Genomic DNA, 16,402 nt, shown 5'->3' on the forward strand with positions numbered 1-16,402 from the left:
CTGACCGCGGCGGCGACCTCTCGCCCCCGCCGGCCCGGCCTTCCTTGATTTTACGCCCCCCAGCCGCCAAGCTGCCTGGGATTGCCTTCATTGATGGGGCCCGCCGGATGCGGTCTTGGCGCAAGGAACTGAACAAGCGGCTGGCAGAGCGGATCTTTCTCGACGCGCAGCGCGACTACCTCACGGGCGAGCTGAACCGGCGCTCGGCGGTGCGCCTGGTGACCTACGCGCTCGCGGCCATTGTGCTGTTGTCGCCCTATCTGGTCCTCGCCGCCGCCCTGGCGCTGGCCTATGCGGGCTTCCCCAACATCTTGCCCCTCGTGGTCGCGGCGATCCTGGCCGCGGCGGGCTGGTTCCTGTTGCCGCCGCGCCGCCGCCTGCCGGAGGGCGCGCTCACCCGCGCGGAGCTGCCGCTGACATTCGCGCTGGTGGACCGGGTGGGCGCGGCGCTGGGCGCACCGCGGATCGACGCCATCGCCATCAGTGACGCGCACAACGCCGCGGTCGGCGAGACACGCAAAGCCCGCTACCTGATCCTCGGCGCGACCCTGTGGGAGAGCCTGCCGGCGGAGCAGCGCATCGCGCTGATCGGGCACGAATTGGTCCATCTGGTGAACCAGGACCCCACCCGCAACGGCTTTCTGGGCGCCGCAATGGGCACTCTGGACGCCTGGTACGAGATGTTCCTGCCCTCGCGCATCTTCGAGCCGCATCACGCCGATGATTACGCCCAAAGCTCCAACCTGATCGCGGATCTGATCGGCGGCCTCACCCGCAGCATCGTCGAGCTCTTCAGCGCCGCGCTGGGGCGACTGTGCTTTCTGGAATCGCAGCGCGCCGAGTACCTGGCCGATGCGTTCTCTGCCGAGGTGGCGGGCGCCAAGGCGCCGGTTCGCCTGTTGCAGCAGATCGAGATGGCCCCACAGATCAATGTCGAGATCGCCCGGCTCGGCGGGCGCAACCTGCCCGACGGGATCGACATGATCCGCCGCCTGGCCCGCGCCACCGTCGAGGTGCCGCCGGACAAGCGCGACCAGCTGTTGCGAGAGATGCACGAGACCGGGCACGCCGCGGACGAGACGCACCCGCCCTCCAATTTCCGCATCGCCTTCCTGCAGACGCTGCCAAAGCAAATGCCAAAGGTGGTCCCCAGCGATGTGGATTTCGCGGCCATTGACCGCGAGCTGGAGCCGCATCTGGCCCGCATCGGCCAGCGCATCTGCAGCGCCCTGATGGTGCAGTGACGCGCCCGCCCCTGACCGTACACCACTTGACCAAATCCGCTTGACCATGCCGCGCCGCGGCGCGTTAAACTGCGCCCATGAAAGGTATCCTCGCCGCGATCCTGCTCTGCCTCGCCGCGCCCGCGTCCCACGCGCTGGACAAGCGCACCGAGGATTTCGTGGCCGCAAACCTCATCGCGATCTACTATCACGAGCTGGGCCACGCGCTGATCGACATCCTCAAGCTGCCGATCTTTGGCCAGGAGGAGGACGCCGCCGATGTGCTCAGCGCCGTCTTGATCCACCATCTGTTCAAAGAGCCCTCCGCCCAGCGCATCGCGCGGGCCGCCGCGATTGGGTTCCTGGGCGAGCGCTCGATCGCCGAGGCGCAGCGCGTGCGGGTGTCCTACTGGGACGTGCATGGCCCCGATCTGCAGCGCTATTACACCTTCGTTTGCCTAATATTTGGGGCCAACCCGGCCGAGCGCTCCGCCCTGGCCCGCGAGCTGCGCCTGCCCGAGGAGCGCCGCCAGACCTGCGAAGAGGAATACCGCCTGGCCGCGGATTCCTGGGGGCCGGTGATCACGGACCTTCGCGACGCCGGCGCCGGTCGCACGATCCGCTTTCTTGCCAATTACCGCGTCAGCACGGCGGGCCAGCTGACCATCGACGTGATCCGCGCCGAGGTGGAGGCGATGAACAAGGAGCTCTCGCTCCCCAAGCGCCTGCTGGTCCGGGTCGAGCCCTGCGACACGGTGAACGCCTTCTACGACCCAAAGCGGCGCGAGATCATCATCTGCACCGAATTCGCCGAGTATCTCGCCGAGGTCGCCCCGAGGTGAGGGCGCGCGGGCCGCGGGTTTGTGATCACTATATTTCCGCGCGTGATCACAAAATTCAAACAAATCCGCAACCTGCGCCAAAAAACCGCGCGATGCGGGCCGCGGACCGCGTGACACGCAACGAAAAAATAGTATTCAGGACGTAATCTCGCGCCCACCCGTGCGCGGCAACGAGAGGAACAGACATGGCAGACGTGAATCGCGGCAACCGGCCGCTTTCGCCCCACCTACAGGTCTACCGCCCACAGCTTACCTCAATGTCCTCCATCATGGTGCGGCTCACCGGCATCGCGCTCCTGGGCGCGGCGGTGTTCGTGGTCTGGTGGCTGCTTGCGGCCGCGACATCGCAGGCGGCCTTCGGCGGGATCGACGCCTTCCTGCGCAGCTGGTTCGGCGACCTGATCATGTTCGGCGCGACCTGGGCGGTGTTCTACCACGTGCTGGGGCGGCTGCGGCACGTGCTTTGGGACTTCGGCTACTGCCTCGAGGTCGAGACGTCCGAGAGGCTGGCGATCGGCATGTTCGGCCTGGCAACACTCCTGGCGCTGATCTGCGCCGTGGCGCTGTAGGGGAGGATACGGGATGCAGTTTCTAACCGACCGCAAGCGCGCGCAGGGCCTGGGCTCGGGCCGCGGGGGCACGCATCACCACTGGCAGATGATGGTCACCTCGATGCTCTTGGTGGTGCTCGGCCCGCTCTTTGTGATCACCTTCGGGCTGGGGCTCGGCGGCACCTATGAAGAGGTGCTGGCCTATTTCGCCCGCCCCCTGCCCGCGCTGATCACCATCCTGACGCTGGCCGTGGGCATCTACCACGTCATGCAGGAAACCCTGGTCGCGGTGGAGGACTACGTGCCCGGCATCGCGGGCAAGATCACCATGGTGGTGGTGACGGCATTCTCTTACGCGCTGATCGCGGCCGGCATCTTTGCCGTGGCCCGCATCGCGCTCTGAAGCTTAGGAAGTAAATAATGGCAGCATACGAGTACGAGACGCATGACTATGACGTCGTAGTAGTAGGCGCGGGCGGGGCGGGCCTACGGGCGACGCTCGGCATGGCCGAGCAGGGCCTGCGCACGGCCTGCGTGACCAAGGTGTTCCCGACGCGCTCGCACACGGTGGCCGCGCAGGGCGGCATCGCGGCGTCGCTGAGCAATATGGGCCCCGACCACTGGCAGTGGCACATGTATGACACCGTCAAGGGCTCCGACTGGCTGGGCGATACCGACGCGATGGAGTATCTGGCGCGCGAGGCGCCCAAGGCGGTCTACGAGCTAGAGCATTACGGCGTGCCGTTCAGCCGCACCGAAGAGGGCAAGATCTATCAGCGCCCCTTTGGCGGCCACACCACCGAGTTCGGCGAGGGCCCGCCGGTGCAGCGCACCTGCGCGGCCGCGGACCGCACCGGGCACGCGATCCTGCACACATTGTACGGCCAATCGCTTAAGAACAACGCCGAGTTCTACATCGAATACTTCGCCATCGACCTCATTATGTCCGAGGACGGCATCTGCCAGGGCGTGCTCTGCTGGAAGCTTGATGACGGCACGCTGCATGTGTTCAACGCCAAGATGACGGTGCTGGCCACCGGCGGCTATGGGCGGGCGTATTTCTCGGCCACCTCGGCGCATACCTGCACCGGCGACGGCGGCGGGATGGTGGCGCGCGCCGGGCTGCCGCTCCAGGACATGGAGTTCGTGCAGTTCCACCCCACCGGGATCTACGGCTCGGGCTGCCTGATCACCGAGGGCGCCCGCGGCGAGGGCGGTTACCTGACCAATTCCGAGGGCGAGCGGTTCATGGAGCGCTACGCGCCCACCTATAAGGACCTGGCCTCGCGGGACGTGGTCAGCCGCTGCATGACGATCGAGATCCGCGAGGGGCGCGGCGTCGGCAAGGAAGGCGACCACATCCACCTCAACCTCAACCACCTGCCGCCGGACACGCTGGCAGAGCGGCTGCCGGGCATCTCTGAATCGGCGCGCATCTTTGCGGGCGTGGACCTGACCAAGGAACCGATCCCGGTGCTGCCCACCGTGCATTACAACATGGGCGGGGTGCCGACGAATTACTGGGGCGAGGTGCTGAACCCGACCGAGGATGACCCGGACCGCATCGCGCCCGGCCTGATGGCCGTGGGCGAGGCGGGCTGTGCCAGCGTGCATGGCGCGAACCGGCTGGGCTCGAACTCGCTGATCGACCTGGTGGTCTTTGGCCGCGCGGCGGCGATCAAGGCGGGCGAGGTCGTGGACCCGAACGCCCCGAACCCGGTGCTGAACCAAGCGTCTCTGGACAAGGCGCTGGACCGCTTCGACGGGCTGCGCCACGCCAAGGGCGAGGCGCCGACGGCCTCGCTGCGGCTGTCGCTGCAGCGCGCCATGCAAGAGGACGCGGCGGTGTTCCGCTCGTCGGAGACGCTGAAATCCGGCGTCGCGCGGGTGCAGAAGGTGGACGCGCTGTTTGACGATGTCGGCGTCACGGATCGCTCGATGATCTGGAACTCTGACCTGATGGAGACGCTGGAGCTGGCCAACCTGCTGCCGCAGGCCCTGGCCACGGTGACCGGCGCGGAGGCCCGCAAGGAAAGCCGCGGCGCGCATGCGCATGAGGACTTCCCAGAGCGCGACGACAAGAACTGGCGCAAGCACACGCTGGCTTGGTTGGGCAAGGGCGAGGCCAAGCTGGGCTACCGCCCGGTGCATCTGGACCCGCTCAGCTCCGCGGACGAGGGCGGGATCGACCTCAAAAGGATCGCCCCCAAGGCGCGGGTCTATTGATCCGCGCGCTTGGCATGGCCGCCGCGCTGCTGGCGCTCGCCGCCTGCGCCGAGGTGCAGCGGGCTACCGATAACGTGGCCCGCCAGGGCGCGCGCGCGGCGATTGACGAGGTGCTGGTCACGCGCTTCCCCGGCGTCGACGGCAACCGCGTCACACCCTATACCGACTGCGTGATCGACAACGCCTCGGGCCGCGAGATCGCGCGGCTGGCCCAGGCCGCCCTGATCGGCGTGGACGAAGACACCGTCACGCTTGTGTTCGACATCACCAAACGCCCCGAGACCGCGCGCTGCCTGCTGCAGACCGGCCTTGGACTGGCCACATAGAGGCCGAGGAGCAAAACGATGGTTCAATTCACCCTTCCAAAGAACTCCAAAATCCGCGTGGGCAAGACCTGGCCCAAGCCCGAGGGCGCGACCAACACGCGCAAGTTCCAGATCTACCGCTGGGACCCCGACACGGGCGAGAACCCCTCGGTCGACACCTATTTCGTGGACATGGACAGCTGCGGCCCGATGGTCCTGGACGCGCTGATCAAGATCAAGACCGAGACCGACCCCACGCTGACCTTCCGCCGCTCCTGCCGCGAGGGGATCTGCGGCTCCTGCGCGATGAATATCGACGGCATCAACACGCTGGCCTGCATCTATGGCATGGACGAGGTGAAGGGCGACGTAAAGATCTACCCCCTACCCCACATGCCTGTGGTCAAGGACCTGATCCCGGACCTGACGCATTTCTACGCCCAGCACGCCTCGATCATGCCCTGGCTAGAGACCAAGACGAACCGCCCGCAGCGCGAGTGGAAGCAGTCCATCGAGGACCGCAAGAAGCTGGACGGCTTGTATGAATGCGTGATGTGCGCGTCCTGCTCGACCTCCTGCCCCAGCTACTGGTGGAACGGCGACCGCTACCTTGGGCCCGCGGCCCTGCTGCACGCCTATCGCTGGATCATCGACAGCCGCGACGAGGCCACGGGCGAGCGGCTGGACGAGCTCGAGGACCCGTTCAAGCTCTACCGCTGCCACACGATCATGAACTGCGCCAAGACCTGCCCCAAGGGGCTGAACCCCGCCAAGGCGATCGCGCATATCAAGAAGATGATGGTCGAGCGCGCCCACTAGCGCGATTTCTTGGAAGAAATCGGCAAAACTCTTGCAAGAGTTTTGTCTCCCCTTGCAGCGAGTGGCAATTCGCTGGCCGATCAATGGTCTCGTGCCGTCGGCAGCGAGAACCGATGCTTCGGTGTGGATGCCTCATTCTGGCCTGGAACGTCCTTTGGGCGCGCCAAATCTCTTGCAAGAGATTTGCACTTTCCTTGCAAGGAAAGTTGGGACCGCAAGCGGCAAGGGGTTACGATTTAGGGATCATTTCGGGTCGCGCCGAAGAAACTCTTGCGAGAGTTTCGCAATTTTCTTGCAAGAAAATTGTGTCGCGCCAAGACCCGCCGAAGGTCAAAACGGCCAATGCCGGCGCCTCACTCCGGCCCGTCCATGACCCCCTCCATGGCCCCGCGAACGCGCGCGGGCCAGGGTTGCGGGCGCCCGTCTCGGTCCACATGCACCAGCACGTGGTCCACAGCCATGCGCAGGTCGGCGCCGCAGCGAGCCTGCGTCCGCAGGGTCACGCTGCTGCGCCCCACCGCTTGCACCGCGACCTCAAAGACCAGCGCGTCGCCATGGCGACTGGGCGCCGTGAATTGCACCTGCATCGACGCCGTGGGCACCGCCGCCTCCGCATGGATCACCTCGAACGGCCAGCCCAGTGCTGCATCAAAGAACGCCTCCACCGCGTCGTTGAGCATCTCAAAGTAGCGCGGGTAGAACACGATCCCCGCCGGGTCGCAGTGCTTGAACAGCACCTTCTGCGGGAAGGTGAACGCCATCAGGTGACGCGGGAGCGGGTCTGGTACTTCGCCGCGCGCCACAGCTCGCCGTCCAGCACTTCGGCCAGGATGCCGACCGCCGCGACCACGTCCGCCTCATCGATGAACAAAGGCGTGAAGCCAAAGCGCATGATGTTGGGCGCGCGGAAATCGCCGATCACGCCGCGGTCGATCAGCGCCTGCATCGCGGCGTAGCCCTGCGCGAACCCGAACGAGACCTGGCTACCGCGGGCGTGCTTGTCGCGGGGCGAGGCCAGCTCCAGCGCCGGACAGCGGGCCTCGACCTCGGCGATGAAGCGCTCTGACAGCGCCTGCGATGCGGCGCGCAGGTCGCCCATGTCGACGCCCTCCCAGGCGTCTAGCGCCACGTCCAGCACCGCCAGTTGCAGGATCGGCGGCGTGCCCACGCGCATCCGCTCGGTGGACATGGCGGGGCGATAGCCCAGCTCCATGGCGAACGGCGCCTCATGGCCGAGCCAGCCTGACAATGCGGGCTGGATCCCCTCGACCACATCCGGGCGCACATAGATGAAGGCGGGCGCGCCGGGCCCGCCATTGAGGTATTTATAGCTGCAGCCCACGGCGAACTCGGCGCCGCTGCCGGCGATGTCCACCGGCACCGCGCCGGCCGAATGCGCCAGGTCCCAGACCATCACCGCGCCCATCTCATGCGCGCGCGCGGTGATCGCGGCCATGTCATGCAAGCGCCCCGAGCGGTAATCCACATGGGTCAGCATCACCACGGCCACCTCCTCGGTGATCGCCTCGGCCACGTCCTCGGGCGCGGGGCTGCGCAGCTCATAGCCCTTGTCGATGGTGCGCATCAGCCCGTCGGCCATGTAGAGATCGCTGGGGAAGTTGCCACTATCGGACAGGATCACGCGCCGCTCGGGGCGCATCTTCAGCGCCGCGGCCAGCGCCTGGTAGACCTTGATCGACAGCGTGTCGCCGGTGGCCACCGACCCCGCGGGCGCACCAATCAGCCCCGCGATCCGATCGCCGACCCGGCGCGGCAGCTCCATCCAGCCCGCCGAGTTCCAGGCCCGGATCAGCTCGCCGCCCCATTCGGTCTCGATCACCCGCGCCGCGCGCTGCACCGCGCCCTTCGGCAGCGGGCCCAGCGAGTTGCCGTCCAGATAGATCACCCCCTCGGGCAGCTCGAACATCTCTTTGCGCAGCACGCTCATAATTCACCCCTGACGTTCCATAGCTCCGGGAACAGCTCGACCTCTAGCATCCTGCGCAGGTATTGCACGCCCGATGTGCCGCCGGTGCCGCGCTTGAACCCGATCACGCGCTCGACCGTGGTGACGTGGTTAAAGCGCCAGCGGCGGAAGTAATCCTCTAGGTCCACCAGCTTCTCGGCCAGCTCGTAGAGCCCCCAATGCGCGTCGATATCCTCGTAGACCTGGCGCCAGCGCGCCTGGATCTCGGGCTGGGCTTCGTGCGGGGTGTCAAGCTGCGGCGCGGGCATCTGCGCGGTGTCGCCGTCCAGCGTGCGGAAGAGATGCGCCACCACCGCGTCGTAAAAGCTGGGGCGGGCCAGCTCGTCGGTCAGGATTTTATGCTGCTCGGGCTGGTGCGCATGCGGGCCCAGCATGTGCCGGTTGCGGTTGCCCAGCACGAACTCGATCAGCCGGTATTGATGCGACTGGAACCCGCTGGAGGGCCCAAGGGCGGCGCGAAAGGCGGTGTAATCCGCCGGCGTCATGGTGCGCAGCACGTCCCAGGCGTTGTTGAGCTGCTCCAGGATGCGGCTCACGCGGGCCAGCATCTTGAACATGGTGGGCATCTCGCCCGCGATGAGCGCCTCGCGCGCGGCGCTCAGCTCGTGCAGGGCGAGCTTCATCCAAAGCTCGCTGGTCTGGTGCTGGATGATGAACAGCATCTCGTCATGGGCGTCCGACAGCGGGTGCTGCTGGGACAGCAGCGCGCTCAGCCCCAGGTAGTCGCCATAGGACATCGCGTCCGAGAAATCCGTCTTCGCGCCGTCCTTCTTGGGGTCGAACTCAGCCATGCGCAGGCCCCACCGCGCGCTCTGTTAACCACGGGGTTTGCCCGACAGGTGCCATACGCTTTGCCGACGCTTTGCCGACCGGCGTTTGGCCATAAAAAACAGGTGTTAACCCGGTGATTCGCCGCCTGCATGCGACCGCGGCGTTTAGACCTCGTTAGCATTTGGCGTCGCTCAGATGCGCGGTGGCCTCGATCTCGACCAGGGCCTCGTCCTCGATAAGCCCCGCCACGACCAGCATCGACATCGCAGGGAAATGCCGCCCGAAGACCTCGCGATAGGCGGCGCCCATCTCGGCCTGGCTCGCCACATAGGCGCGCTTGTCGGTCACAAACCAGGTGAGCCTGGTGACGTCCTCGACAGTGCCGCCCGCGGCCTCGACCACGGCGCGGATATTGGCCAGGGCCTGGCGCGCCTGGCCGATGAAATCGCGCGCCTCAAAGACCTTCTCGGCGGTCCAGCCGATCTGCCCGCCGATATGCAGGACGCCGTCCTTGGTCAGCACGCCATTGGCGTAGCCCTTGGCGGGCAGCCAGCCCTCGGGGTGAATGATCTGATGGCTCATTTCAACTTAAACCTTTGAATTTTCCCGGTTTGTGTCTTGGGCAGCGCCTCGGCATAGACCACGCTGCGGGGGTACTTATAGGGCGCGATGGCGGCTTTGACATGGGCCTGCAGGGCCTCGGTCAGCGCCTCCGAGGGCGCCGCATCGGCCAGCACCACATGCGCCTCGACGATGGCGCCGCGCGCCTCGTCCGGCACGCCGATCACCGCGCATTCCGCCACGTTGGGGTGGCTGAGAAGCGCCGCCTCCACCTCGGGTCCGGCGATATTGTAGCCCGACGAGATGATCATGTCATCATTGCGCGCCGCGAAGTGGAAATACCCCTCCTCGTCCTGCCAGAAGGCGTCGCCAGAGATGTTCCAGCCGTCCTGCACGTATTCGCCCTGCCGCTCGCCCTTCAGATAGCGGCAGCCGGTGGGGCCCTTAAGGGCCAACCGCCCCACCTCGCCGCGCGGCAGCTCGGCCCCGTCGGGGCCAATTACCCTTGCCTCGTAACCACTTACGGGCTTTCCGGTGCAGGCGGGCTTGTGGTCCTCAAAGCGGTTGGAGATGAAGATATGCAGCATCTCGGTGGCCCCGATCCCGTCCAGCATCGGCTTGCCGGTCTTGGCCATCCATTCGTCATAGACCGGGGCGGGCAGCGTCTCGCCGGCGCTGACCGCGGCGCGCAGGCTGGACAGGTCCGCGCCTTCGTCCATCGCGCGCATCATGAACCGGTAGGCCGTGGGCGCGGTGAAGCAGACCGTGGCGCGGTATTTCTCAATGATCTCAATCATGTTGGGCGGGGCGGCGTTCTCCAGCAGGGTCGCCGTGGCGCCAAAGCGCAGCGGGAAGATCGCCAGCCCGCCCAGCCCGAAGGTGAAGGCCAAGGGCGGCGAGCCGACAAAGATGTCATCGGGCTGCACGCTCAGCACCTCGCGGGCGTAACCGTCTGCAATGATAAGCAAATCCCGGTGGAAATGCATCGTGCCCTTGGGGTCGCCGGTGGAGCCAGAGGTGAACCCGATCAGCGCCACGTCATCCTGGCTGGTGGGCACCGCCTCGAACTGCACGGGCTTCTCCAACGCCAGCCGGTCCAGCTCTGCGTCATGGTTCGAGGTGCCGTCGAAGCCGATCACTTTCTCTAGCGTTTTCGAGCCCTTAGCGCAGGAGACCATCTCGTCCATCAGGCGCGTGTCGCAGAGCGCGAACTGGATCTCGGCCTTCTCGACATACTTGTTCAGCTCGGCGGCGCGCAGCATCGGCATGGTGTTGACCACCACCGCGCCCGCCTTGGTGGCGGCCAGCCAGCAGGCGACCATGGCGGGGTTGTTGGCCGAGCGGATCAGCACCCGGTTGCCGGGCTTCACGCCCAGATCGTCCACCAGCGCATGCGCCAGGCGGTTGGTCCAATCGGTCAGCTCCTTATAGGTGCGCCGCCGCCCGTTGCCGATCAGCGCGGTGCGGTCGCCAAAGCCCCGCGCCACCATGGCATCGGTCAGCTCCACGCCGGCGTTCAGCCGGTCGGGGTAATCGAACCGCTGCGGCAGGTCGGGCCACTGGTCGCCGGGCGGCAGGTTGTCCCGGGCAAATCCGTCAGTATGGGCGGAAGGTCTCAGCATCGTTCACGCTCCGTGGTTGGCAAGGGTCTGGCGGGCGATGACGACGCGCTGTACGTCCGAGGCGCCCTCATAGATGCGCAAGGCCCTGATTTCGCGGTATAGTTTCTCGACGGTCTCGCCGGACCGCACGCCGTCGCCGCCATGCAGCTGGACGGCTTTGTCGATCACCTGCTGCGCTCGGTCGGTGGCAAAGAGCTTGGCCATGGCGGCCTCGCGGGTGACCCGCGGCGCGCCCATGTCCTTGGCCCAGGCGGCGCGGTAGACCAGCAGGGCCGCGGCGTCGACGTCCAGCGCCATGTCCGCGATATGGCCCTGCACCATCTGCAAGTCGGACAGGGGCGCGCCCCCGACATGGCGCGATCCTACCCGGGTCAACGCCTCGTCCAGCGCCCGCCGCGCGAACCCCAGCGCCGCCGCGGCGACCGTGGAGCGGAACACATCCAGCACCGACATCGCGATCTTGAACCCCTGCCCCGGCTGGCCGATCATCGCGCTCGCAGGCACCCGGCAGCCGTCAAAGCGCAGCCGCGCCAGGGGGTGCGGCGCAATCACCTCCAGCCGCTCGGCCACCTCCAGCCCGGCCGTGTCCGCGGGCACCACGAAGGCCGACATGCCCTTGGCGCCCGGCGCCTCGCCGGTGCGGGCGAATACGGTGTAGACGTCGGCGATGCCGCCGTTTGAGATCCAGGTTTTCTCGCCCTCCAGCACATAGTGGTTGCCGTCCAGTGCTGCGCTCATCGTGTTGGCCGCCACGTCCGAGCCGCTGCCCGGCTCGGTCAGCGCGAAGCCCGAGATCGCCTTGCCCGCGCGGGTCAGCGGCAGCCACTCGGCCTTATGCTCCTCAGAGCCGAAAAGCGAGATCGCCCCGGTCCCAAGCCCCTGCATCGCAAAGGCGAAATCCGCCAGGCCGTCATGGCGCGCCAGGGTCTCGCGGATCAGGCACAGGGACCGCACGTCCAGCCGCCCGTCCTCGGCACCCGAATGCGCCGCGATCCCGGCCTCGCCCAGGGACGCCACCAGCGCCCGGCAGGCCGCATCCACGTCACCGTGATCCACCGACACCCTGGCGGCGAAGGCCTCGACCTCTGCCGCCAGGGCCCGATGGCGATCCTCAAGGAACGGCCAGTTCAAAAAGCTTCGGTCCATCTTCTTCTTGGCTCCAAATACGGCGGGGGGTTGGGGGCTGGCCCCCAAAATTGCCCTCCCTAGTCTCCCTCGAACACCGGTCGCTGTTTTGCGACGAAGGCCTCATAGGCGCGCTTAAAGTCGTTGCCCTGCATGCAGATCGCCTGGGCCTGCGCCTCGGCCTCGATGGCCTGCTCCAGCGACATCGACCATTCCTGCGCCAGCATGGTCTTGGTCATCATGTTGGCAAAGCCCGGCCCGTCCGCGATCCTGCGGGCGAGCGCCGAGGCCTCGGCCTCCAGATCCTCGGCCTCCACCACCTTGTTGAAATAGCCCCAGGCGTGCCCCTCCTCGGCGCTCAGGGAGCGCCCCAGATACAAAAGCTCCGCCGCGCGGCCCTGGCCGATGATGCGCGGCAGGATCGCGCAGGCGCCCATATCGCAGCCCGCCAGCCCGACGCGGTTGAACAGGAACGCCACCTTGGCGTCCGGCGTGGCGATGCGCAGATCGGCGGCCATCGAGATGATCGCGCCCGCGCCCGCGCAGACGCCCTGCACCGCAGCAATCACCGGCGTGCCGCAGCCCAGCATCGCCTTGACCAGGTCGCCCGTCATCCGGGTGAAGGCCAGAAGCTCCTTCATGTTCATCCGCGTCAGCGGCCCGATGATGTCATGCACGTCGCCGCCGGACGAGAAGTTCCCGCCATTCGGCCCAAAGACCACCACATCCACGTCGTCGCGATAGGGCAGCGCGCGGAACCAGTCGCGCAGCTCGGCATAGCTCTCAAAGGTCAGCGGGTTCTTGCGCTCGGGCCGGTCCAGCGAGACATGCGCGATCCCGTCCTTCACCTGGCATTGGAAATGCGTTGCCTCAGACATCCTCTTGATCCTCCAGTGTCGCGCCCAGGTGGTCGAGCCGGGCGATCATCCCGCCCACGTCCTCGGCGTCCAGCCCGCCCAGGATCTCGTCGATCCAGGCCTCATGCGCGGCGGCGTGCTCGGCAAAGACCTCTTGCCCGCGCGGGGTCAGGCGCACCGAGTGCGCCCGCCGGTCGCCGGGCACCGCCACGCGCAGCGCCAGGCCCTCTTCGGTCAGCTTGTCGACGATGCCGGTGATATTGCCGTTCGAGACCTTCAGCATCTTGGAGATCTCGCTCATCTTCAGCCCCTCGGGCGCGCGGCTCAGCGCGCTCATGACATCGAACCGGGGCAGCGTCGAAAGGTAATCGCGGCGCAGGCGCCGCCGCACCTCGTCCTCCACGGCCCGGCTGGCCTTCAGAAGTTTTAGCCACAGCCGCAGCCGCTCCTTCGAAAGCGGGGCCTCGGCGGCCGGTTGTGTCTTCGGCTTCATATCTCCCCCCCCGACACGCTCAGCGCGTGCCCGTTGACCGACGACGCCCCCGGCGAGGCCAGGTAGAGCGCCGCGCTCGCCACCTCATCCGGTGCGATCAGCCGCGCCATCGGGTTGCCCGAGACGATCATGCCCATGGCCTTGTCGACCGAGACGTCGAACTTCTTGGCCACGCCCTTGGCGGCCTCCGCCGCCATCTCTGTGTCCACGAAACCGGGGCAGACCGCGTTGCAGGTGATGCCCTTCTTGGCGACCTCCTTGGCGGTGGAGCGCACCAGCCCCAGCACGCCGTGCTTGGACGCCGAATAGGGCGCGATATTCGACCCGCCCTGCAGCGAGGAGGTCGAGGCGATCGCGATCAGCCGCCCGCCCGGTGCCATGCCGCGCAGCGCCTCGCGGAAGGTCAGGAAGACCCCCGTCAGATTCGTGCCGATGATCCAGTTCCACTGCTCCAGCGTGGTGTCGACCAGCTTGGCGGGGGCGCCAACGCCCGCGTTGGCGACGACCACATCGAAGGGCTGCGCAAAAAGCGCCGCCACGCCGGCCTCGTCGGTGATATCCGCCTGCGCGATGGTCATGTCATGGCCCGCGGCGGTCGCCTCCAGAGGCTCCCGGCGGCGCCCGCTGACGGTCACCGCATCCCCCGCCTCGGCAAAGCCGCGCGCGATGGCGGCCCCGATCCCCGTGCCGCCGCCGGTCACCAAAACGCGCCTGCTCATACCCTTAGCTCCTGTGCTGCTGCCTCTGCCGCGCGGTCCGCAAGCCGCCAGGCCTGGTCGCGCCCCGCCTCGTAGGGACGCGGCCAGCAGGCCTGCCGGTCGCCGATCCCGGCGCCCTCGCGCAGGCTCCAATAGGGATCCGCCAGATGCGGGCGCCCCACGGCCACCAGATCCGCGCGCCCCGCCATCAGGATAGAGTTCGCGTGATCGGCCTCGTAGATATTGCCCACCGCCATGGTCTTGATCCCGGCGTCGTTGCGGATGCGGTCGCTGAACGGCGTCTGGAACATGCGGCCATAGACGGGCTGCGCCTCGGTGGTGGTCTGCCCGGCGGAGACGTCGATCAGGTCGGCCCCGGCGCGGGTGAAGGCGCGGGCGATCTCGACGGCGTCCTGCGGGGTCACCCCGGCCTCGCCGACCCAGTCATTGGCCGAGATGCGCACCGACATGGGCTTGTGCTGCGGCCAGGCGGCGCGCATCGCGGCGAAGACCTCTAGCGGGTAGCGCAGGCGGTTCTCCAGGCTGCCGCCATATTCATCGCTGCGGATGTTGGAGACCGGCGAGATGAAGCTTGAGATCAGGTAGCCATGGGCGGCGTGCAGCTCGATCATGTCAAAGCCCGCGCGCTCGGCCATCTCGGCCGAGGCGACGAACTGGTCGCGGATCGCGTCCATCTGGGCACGGGTGATCTCACGCGGCACGGCGTTCTGGTCCGACCAAGGCAGGGCCGAGGCGCTGACGATCTCCCAGTTCCCAGCAGCCAGGGGCGCGTCCATGCCCTCCCAGCCGATATTCGTCGAGCCCTTGCGACCTGAATGCCCGATCTGGCAGCAGATCTTGGCATCGGTAAAGCCATGCACGAAGTCGGTCAGGCGCCGCCATGCGGCCTCGTGCTCGGGCGCGTAAAGCCCCGGGCAGCCCGGCGTGATCCGCCCCTCGGGCGAGACGCAGGTCATCTCGGTAAAGACCAGCCCCGCGCCGCCCTTGGCGCGCTCGCCGTAATGCGTCAGGTGCCAGTCGTTCGGGCAGCCGTCCTTGGCCAGGTACTGCGCCATTGGCGAGACCACCACGCGGTTCTTCAGCGCCATCTCGCGCAGCCGGAAGGGCACGAACATCGGCGCCCGCACCGGCGCGTCGGCGGGCATCCCGGACCGGTCCATGAACCAGCGCTCGGCGCTCTCCAGCCAGTTTGGGTCGCGCTCGCGCAGGTTCTCGTGGCTGATGCGCTGGCTGCGCGTCAGCATCGAGTAATTCAACTGCACCGGGTCGAGCCCCAGATAGCGCTCCACCTGCTCGAACCACTCCATCGAGTTTCGCGCCGCCGATTGCAGGCGCAGAACCTCAAGCCGGCGGTCCTCTTGATAGCGGGTGAACGCGGCGTCCAGGTCCGGCTCGGTATGGATCAGGTCGGCCAGCGCGATGGCCGATTCCAGCGCCAGCTTGGTGCCAGAGCCGATGGAGAAATGCGCGGTGGCCGAGGCGTCGCCCAGCAAGACCACGTTCTCGTGGTGCCAGGTCTCGCACAGCACCCGCGGAAAGCGGATCCAGGCCGAGCCGCGGATGTGGCCGGCATTGGTCATCAGCGCGTGCCCGCCCAGATGCTTGGCAAAGATGCGCTCGCAGATCGCGATGCTCTCCTGCTGCGACATCTCGGCAAAGCCGAACTTGTCAAAGGTCTCCTGCGCGCATTCCACGATGAAGGTCGCGGTGTCGTCGTCGAACTGATAGGCATGGGCCCAGACCCAGCCATGCTCGGTTTCCTCGAAGATAAAGGTGAAGGCGTCCGCGAATGTCTGATGCGTGCCCAGCCAGGTGAATTGGCAGAGCCGCTGGTCGACCTCGGGCTTGAACGTGTCGGCGTAAAGCATGCGGGTGCGCGAGTTCAGCCCGTCGCTGGCCACCACCACATCGAAGTCGCGGCGGTACTCCTCGGCCGATTGCACCTCGGTCTCGAACCGCAGCTCAACGCCCAGCGCGCGGGCGCGATCCTGCAGCAAAAGCAGCAGCTTCTTGCGCCCGATCCCGCAGAACCCATGCCCGGACGAGACATGCTCCTCGCCGCGGTAATGCAGCGCGATATCGTCCCAATAGGCGAAGTTCTCGCCGATCGCTTTGGCGCTTTCGGGGTCATTCGCGGCCAGGTTCTGCAGCGTCTCATCGGACAGCACGACGCCCCAGCCAAAGGTGTCGTCGGCGCGGTTGCGCTCGATCACCGTGACGTCGGCGGACGGGTCGCGCAGCTTCATCGAGATCGCAAAGTAAAGCCCCGCGGGCCCTCCGCCCAGGCATGCAACGCGCATC

The 16,402-nt window shown here is 67.0% G+C and carries 17 protein-coding genes; 7 read left to right on the plus strand and 10 right to left on the minus strand.

Annotation, left to right across the window (positions count from 1 at the left end):
- The first annotated feature begins 107 nt into the window (after window positions 1–107).
- The 7 genes from AIOL_RS15820 to AIOL_RS15850 all read left to right on the plus strand — a co-directional run bounded on the left by AIOL_RS15820 (window position 108) and on the right by AIOL_RS15850 (window position 5,966).
- A complete protein-coding gene (locus AIOL_RS15820) occupies window positions 108–1,244 on the plus strand; it encodes a M48 family metalloprotease (protein WP_049643872.1) in 1,137 nt (378 codons plus the stop codon).
- A gap of 77 nt (window positions 1,245–1,321) precedes the next feature.
- Window positions 1,322–2,065 (plus strand): DUF4344 domain-containing metallopeptidase, encoded by a 744-nt coding sequence (locus tag AIOL_RS15825; RefSeq protein WP_049643873.1) that lies wholly within the window; start codon window positions 1,322–1,324, stop codon window positions 2,063–2,065.
- Between the two features lie 185 nt (window positions 2,066–2,250).
- Window positions 2,251–2,634: a succinate dehydrogenase, cytochrome b556 subunit gene (sdhC, locus tag AIOL_RS15830; protein WP_049643874.1), complete on the plus strand. Its 384-nt coding sequence runs from the start codon at window positions 2,251–2,253 to the stop codon at window positions 2,632–2,634.
- A 13-nt stretch (window positions 2,635–2,647) separates the two neighbouring features.
- The gene (locus AIOL_RS15835) at window positions 2,648–3,019 is read left to right on the plus strand and encodes a succinate dehydrogenase, hydrophobic membrane anchor protein (protein ID WP_049643875.1); all 372 of its coding nucleotides are present in this window, start codon (window positions 2,648–2,650) and stop codon (window positions 3,017–3,019) included.
- A 17-nt stretch (window positions 3,020–3,036) separates the two neighbouring features.
- Window positions 3,037–4,842 (plus strand): succinate dehydrogenase flavoprotein subunit, encoded by a 1,806-nt coding sequence (gene sdhA / locus AIOL_RS15840; protein ID WP_049643876.1) that lies wholly within the window; start codon window positions 3,037–3,039, stop codon window positions 4,840–4,842.
- A complete protein-coding gene (locus AIOL_RS15845; protein WP_049643877.1) occupies window positions 4,839–5,168 on the plus strand; it encodes a hypothetical protein in 330 nt (109 codons plus the stop codon). Before sdhA ends, AIOL_RS15845 begins: the two co-directional genes overlap by 4 nt.
- 18 nt (window positions 5,169–5,186) lie before the next feature.
- Window positions 5,187–5,966, plus strand: a complete 780-nt coding sequence (locus AIOL_RS15850; RefSeq protein WP_049643878.1) for a succinate dehydrogenase iron-sulfur subunit — start codon at window positions 5,187–5,189, stop codon at window positions 5,964–5,966.
- 353 nt (window positions 5,967–6,319) lie between these two features.
- Here the strand turns inward: AIOL_RS15850 and AIOL_RS15855 are convergent, their stop codons facing one another.
- The 10 genes from AIOL_RS15855 to AIOL_RS15900 all read right to left on the minus strand — a co-directional run bounded on the left by AIOL_RS15855 (window position 6,320) and on the right by AIOL_RS15900 (window position 16,401).
- Window positions 6,320–6,727 carry an acyl-CoA thioesterase gene (locus AIOL_RS15855; RefSeq protein ID WP_049643879.1) on the minus strand — a complete coding sequence of 136 codons (408 nt, stop codon included), beginning with the start codon at window positions 6,725–6,727 and terminating at the stop codon, window positions 6,320–6,322.
- Window positions 6,727–7,914, minus strand: a complete 1,188-nt coding sequence (gene kynU, locus AIOL_RS15860; RefSeq protein ID WP_200898761.1) for a kynureninase — start codon at window positions 7,912–7,914, stop codon at window positions 6,727–6,729. Before kynU ends, AIOL_RS15855 begins: the two co-directional genes overlap by 1 nt.
- Window positions 7,911–8,744 (minus strand): tryptophan 2,3-dioxygenase, encoded by an 834-nt coding sequence (locus AIOL_RS15865; protein WP_049643881.1) that lies wholly within the window; start codon window positions 8,742–8,744, stop codon window positions 7,911–7,913. Before AIOL_RS15865 ends, kynU begins: the two co-directional genes overlap by 4 nt.
- Before the next feature lie 154 nt (window positions 8,745–8,898).
- The gene (locus AIOL_RS15870; RefSeq protein WP_049643882.1) at window positions 8,899–9,306 is read right to left on the minus strand and encodes a RidA family protein; all 408 of its coding nucleotides are present in this window, start codon (window positions 9,304–9,306) and stop codon (window positions 8,899–8,901) included.
- The gene (locus AIOL_RS15875; RefSeq protein ID WP_049643883.1) at window positions 9,303–10,907 is read right to left on the minus strand and encodes an AMP-binding protein; all 1,605 of its coding nucleotides are present in this window, start codon (window positions 10,905–10,907) and stop codon (window positions 9,303–9,305) included. The genes AIOL_RS15870 and AIOL_RS15875 overlap by 4 nt, the downstream gene beginning before the upstream one ends.
- A gap of 3 nt (window positions 10,908–10,910) precedes the next feature.
- Entirely contained in the window at window positions 10,911–12,053 is a 1,143-nt protein-coding gene (locus tag AIOL_RS15880; RefSeq protein ID WP_049643884.1) for an acyl-CoA dehydrogenase family protein, read from the minus strand.
- A 59-nt stretch (window positions 12,054–12,112) separates the two neighbouring features.
- Window positions 12,113–12,910, minus strand: coding sequence for an enoyl-CoA hydratase family protein (locus AIOL_RS15885; RefSeq protein ID WP_049643885.1), 798 nt, complete (start codon window positions 12,908–12,910; stop codon window positions 12,113–12,115).
- A complete protein-coding gene (locus AIOL_RS15890) occupies window positions 12,903–13,382 on the minus strand; it encodes a MarR family winged helix-turn-helix transcriptional regulator (protein WP_049643886.1) in 480 nt (159 codons plus the stop codon). The genes AIOL_RS15885 and AIOL_RS15890 overlap by 8 nt, the downstream gene beginning before the upstream one ends.
- Entirely contained in the window at window positions 13,379–14,101 is a 723-nt protein-coding gene (locus tag AIOL_RS15895) for an SDR family NAD(P)-dependent oxidoreductase (protein WP_049643887.1), read from the minus strand. Before AIOL_RS15895 ends, AIOL_RS15890 begins: the two co-directional genes overlap by 4 nt.
- Window positions 14,098–16,401: a bifunctional salicylyl-CoA 5-hydroxylase/oxidoreductase gene (locus tag AIOL_RS15900; RefSeq protein ID WP_049645492.1), complete on the minus strand. Its 2,304-nt coding sequence runs from the start codon at window positions 16,399–16,401 to the stop codon at window positions 14,098–14,100. The genes AIOL_RS15895 and AIOL_RS15900 overlap by 4 nt, the downstream gene beginning before the upstream one ends.
- Window position 16,402 lies beyond the last annotated feature (1 nt).

The organism is Candidatus Rhodobacter oscarellae, assembly GCF_001078595.1.
Lineage (GTDB): Bacteria > Pseudomonadota > Alphaproteobacteria > Rhodobacterales > Rhodobacteraceae > Rhodobacter_B > Rhodobacter_B oscarellae.

What these genes read in the sequence shown, in the direction of transcription:
- AIOL_RS15875 (WP_049643883.1), bottom strand. Translation starts at nt 10,907, where the DNA reads ATGCTGAGACCTTCCGCCCATACTGACGGATTTGCCCGGGACAACCTG.
- AIOL_RS15885 (WP_049643885.1), bottom strand. Translation starts at nt 12,910, where the DNA reads ATGTCTGAGGCAACGCATTTCCAATGCCAGGTGAAGGACGGGATCGCG.
- sdhA (WP_049643876.1), top strand. Translation starts at nt 3,037, where the DNA reads ATGGCAGCATACGAGTACGAGACGCATGACTATGACGTCGTAGTAGTA.
- AIOL_RS15850 (WP_049643878.1), top strand. Translation starts at nt 5,187, where the DNA reads ATGGTTCAATTCACCCTTCCAAAGAACTCCAAAATCCGCGTGGGCAAG.
- AIOL_RS15820 (WP_049643872.1), top strand. Translation starts at nt 108, where the DNA reads ATGCGGTCTTGGCGCAAGGAACTGAACAAGCGGCTGGCAGAGCGGATC.
- AIOL_RS15865 (WP_049643881.1), bottom strand. Translation starts at nt 8,744, where the DNA reads ATGGCTGAGTTCGACCCCAAGAAGGACGGCGCGAAGACGGATTTCTCG.
- AIOL_RS15890 (WP_049643886.1), bottom strand. Translation starts at nt 13,382, where the DNA reads ATGAAGCCGAAGACACAACCGGCCGCCGAGGCCCCGCTTTCGAAGGAG.
- AIOL_RS15855 (WP_049643879.1), bottom strand. Translation starts at nt 6,727, where the DNA reads ATGGCGTTCACCTTCCCGCAGAAGGTGCTGTTCAAGCACTGCGACCCG.
- kynU (WP_200898761.1), bottom strand. Translation starts at nt 7,914, where the DNA reads ATGAGCGTGCTGCGCAAAGAGATGTTCGAGCTGCCCGAGGGGGTGATC.
- AIOL_RS15835 (WP_049643875.1), top strand. Translation starts at nt 2,648, where the DNA reads ATGCAGTTTCTAACCGACCGCAAGCGCGCGCAGGGCCTGGGCTCGGGC.
- AIOL_RS15895 (WP_049643887.1), bottom strand. Translation starts at nt 14,101, where the DNA reads ATGAGCAGGCGCGTTTTGGTGACCGGCGGCGGCACGGGGATCGGGGCC.
- AIOL_RS15900 (WP_049645492.1), bottom strand. Translation starts at nt 16,401, where the DNA reads ATGCGCGTTGCATGCCTGGGCGGAGGGCCCGCGGGGCTTTACTTTGCG.
- sdhC (WP_049643874.1), top strand. Translation starts at nt 2,251, where the DNA reads ATGGCAGACGTGAATCGCGGCAACCGGCCGCTTTCGCCCCACCTACAG.
- AIOL_RS15880 (WP_049643884.1), bottom strand. Translation starts at nt 12,053, where the DNA reads ATGGACCGAAGCTTTTTGAACTGGCCGTTCCTTGAGGATCGCCATCGG.
- AIOL_RS15870 (WP_049643882.1), bottom strand. Translation starts at nt 9,306, where the DNA reads ATGAGCCATCAGATCATTCACCCCGAGGGCTGGCTGCCCGCCAAGGGC.
- AIOL_RS15825 (WP_049643873.1), top strand. Translation starts at nt 1,322, where the DNA reads ATGAAAGGTATCCTCGCCGCGATCCTGCTCTGCCTCGCCGCGCCCGCG.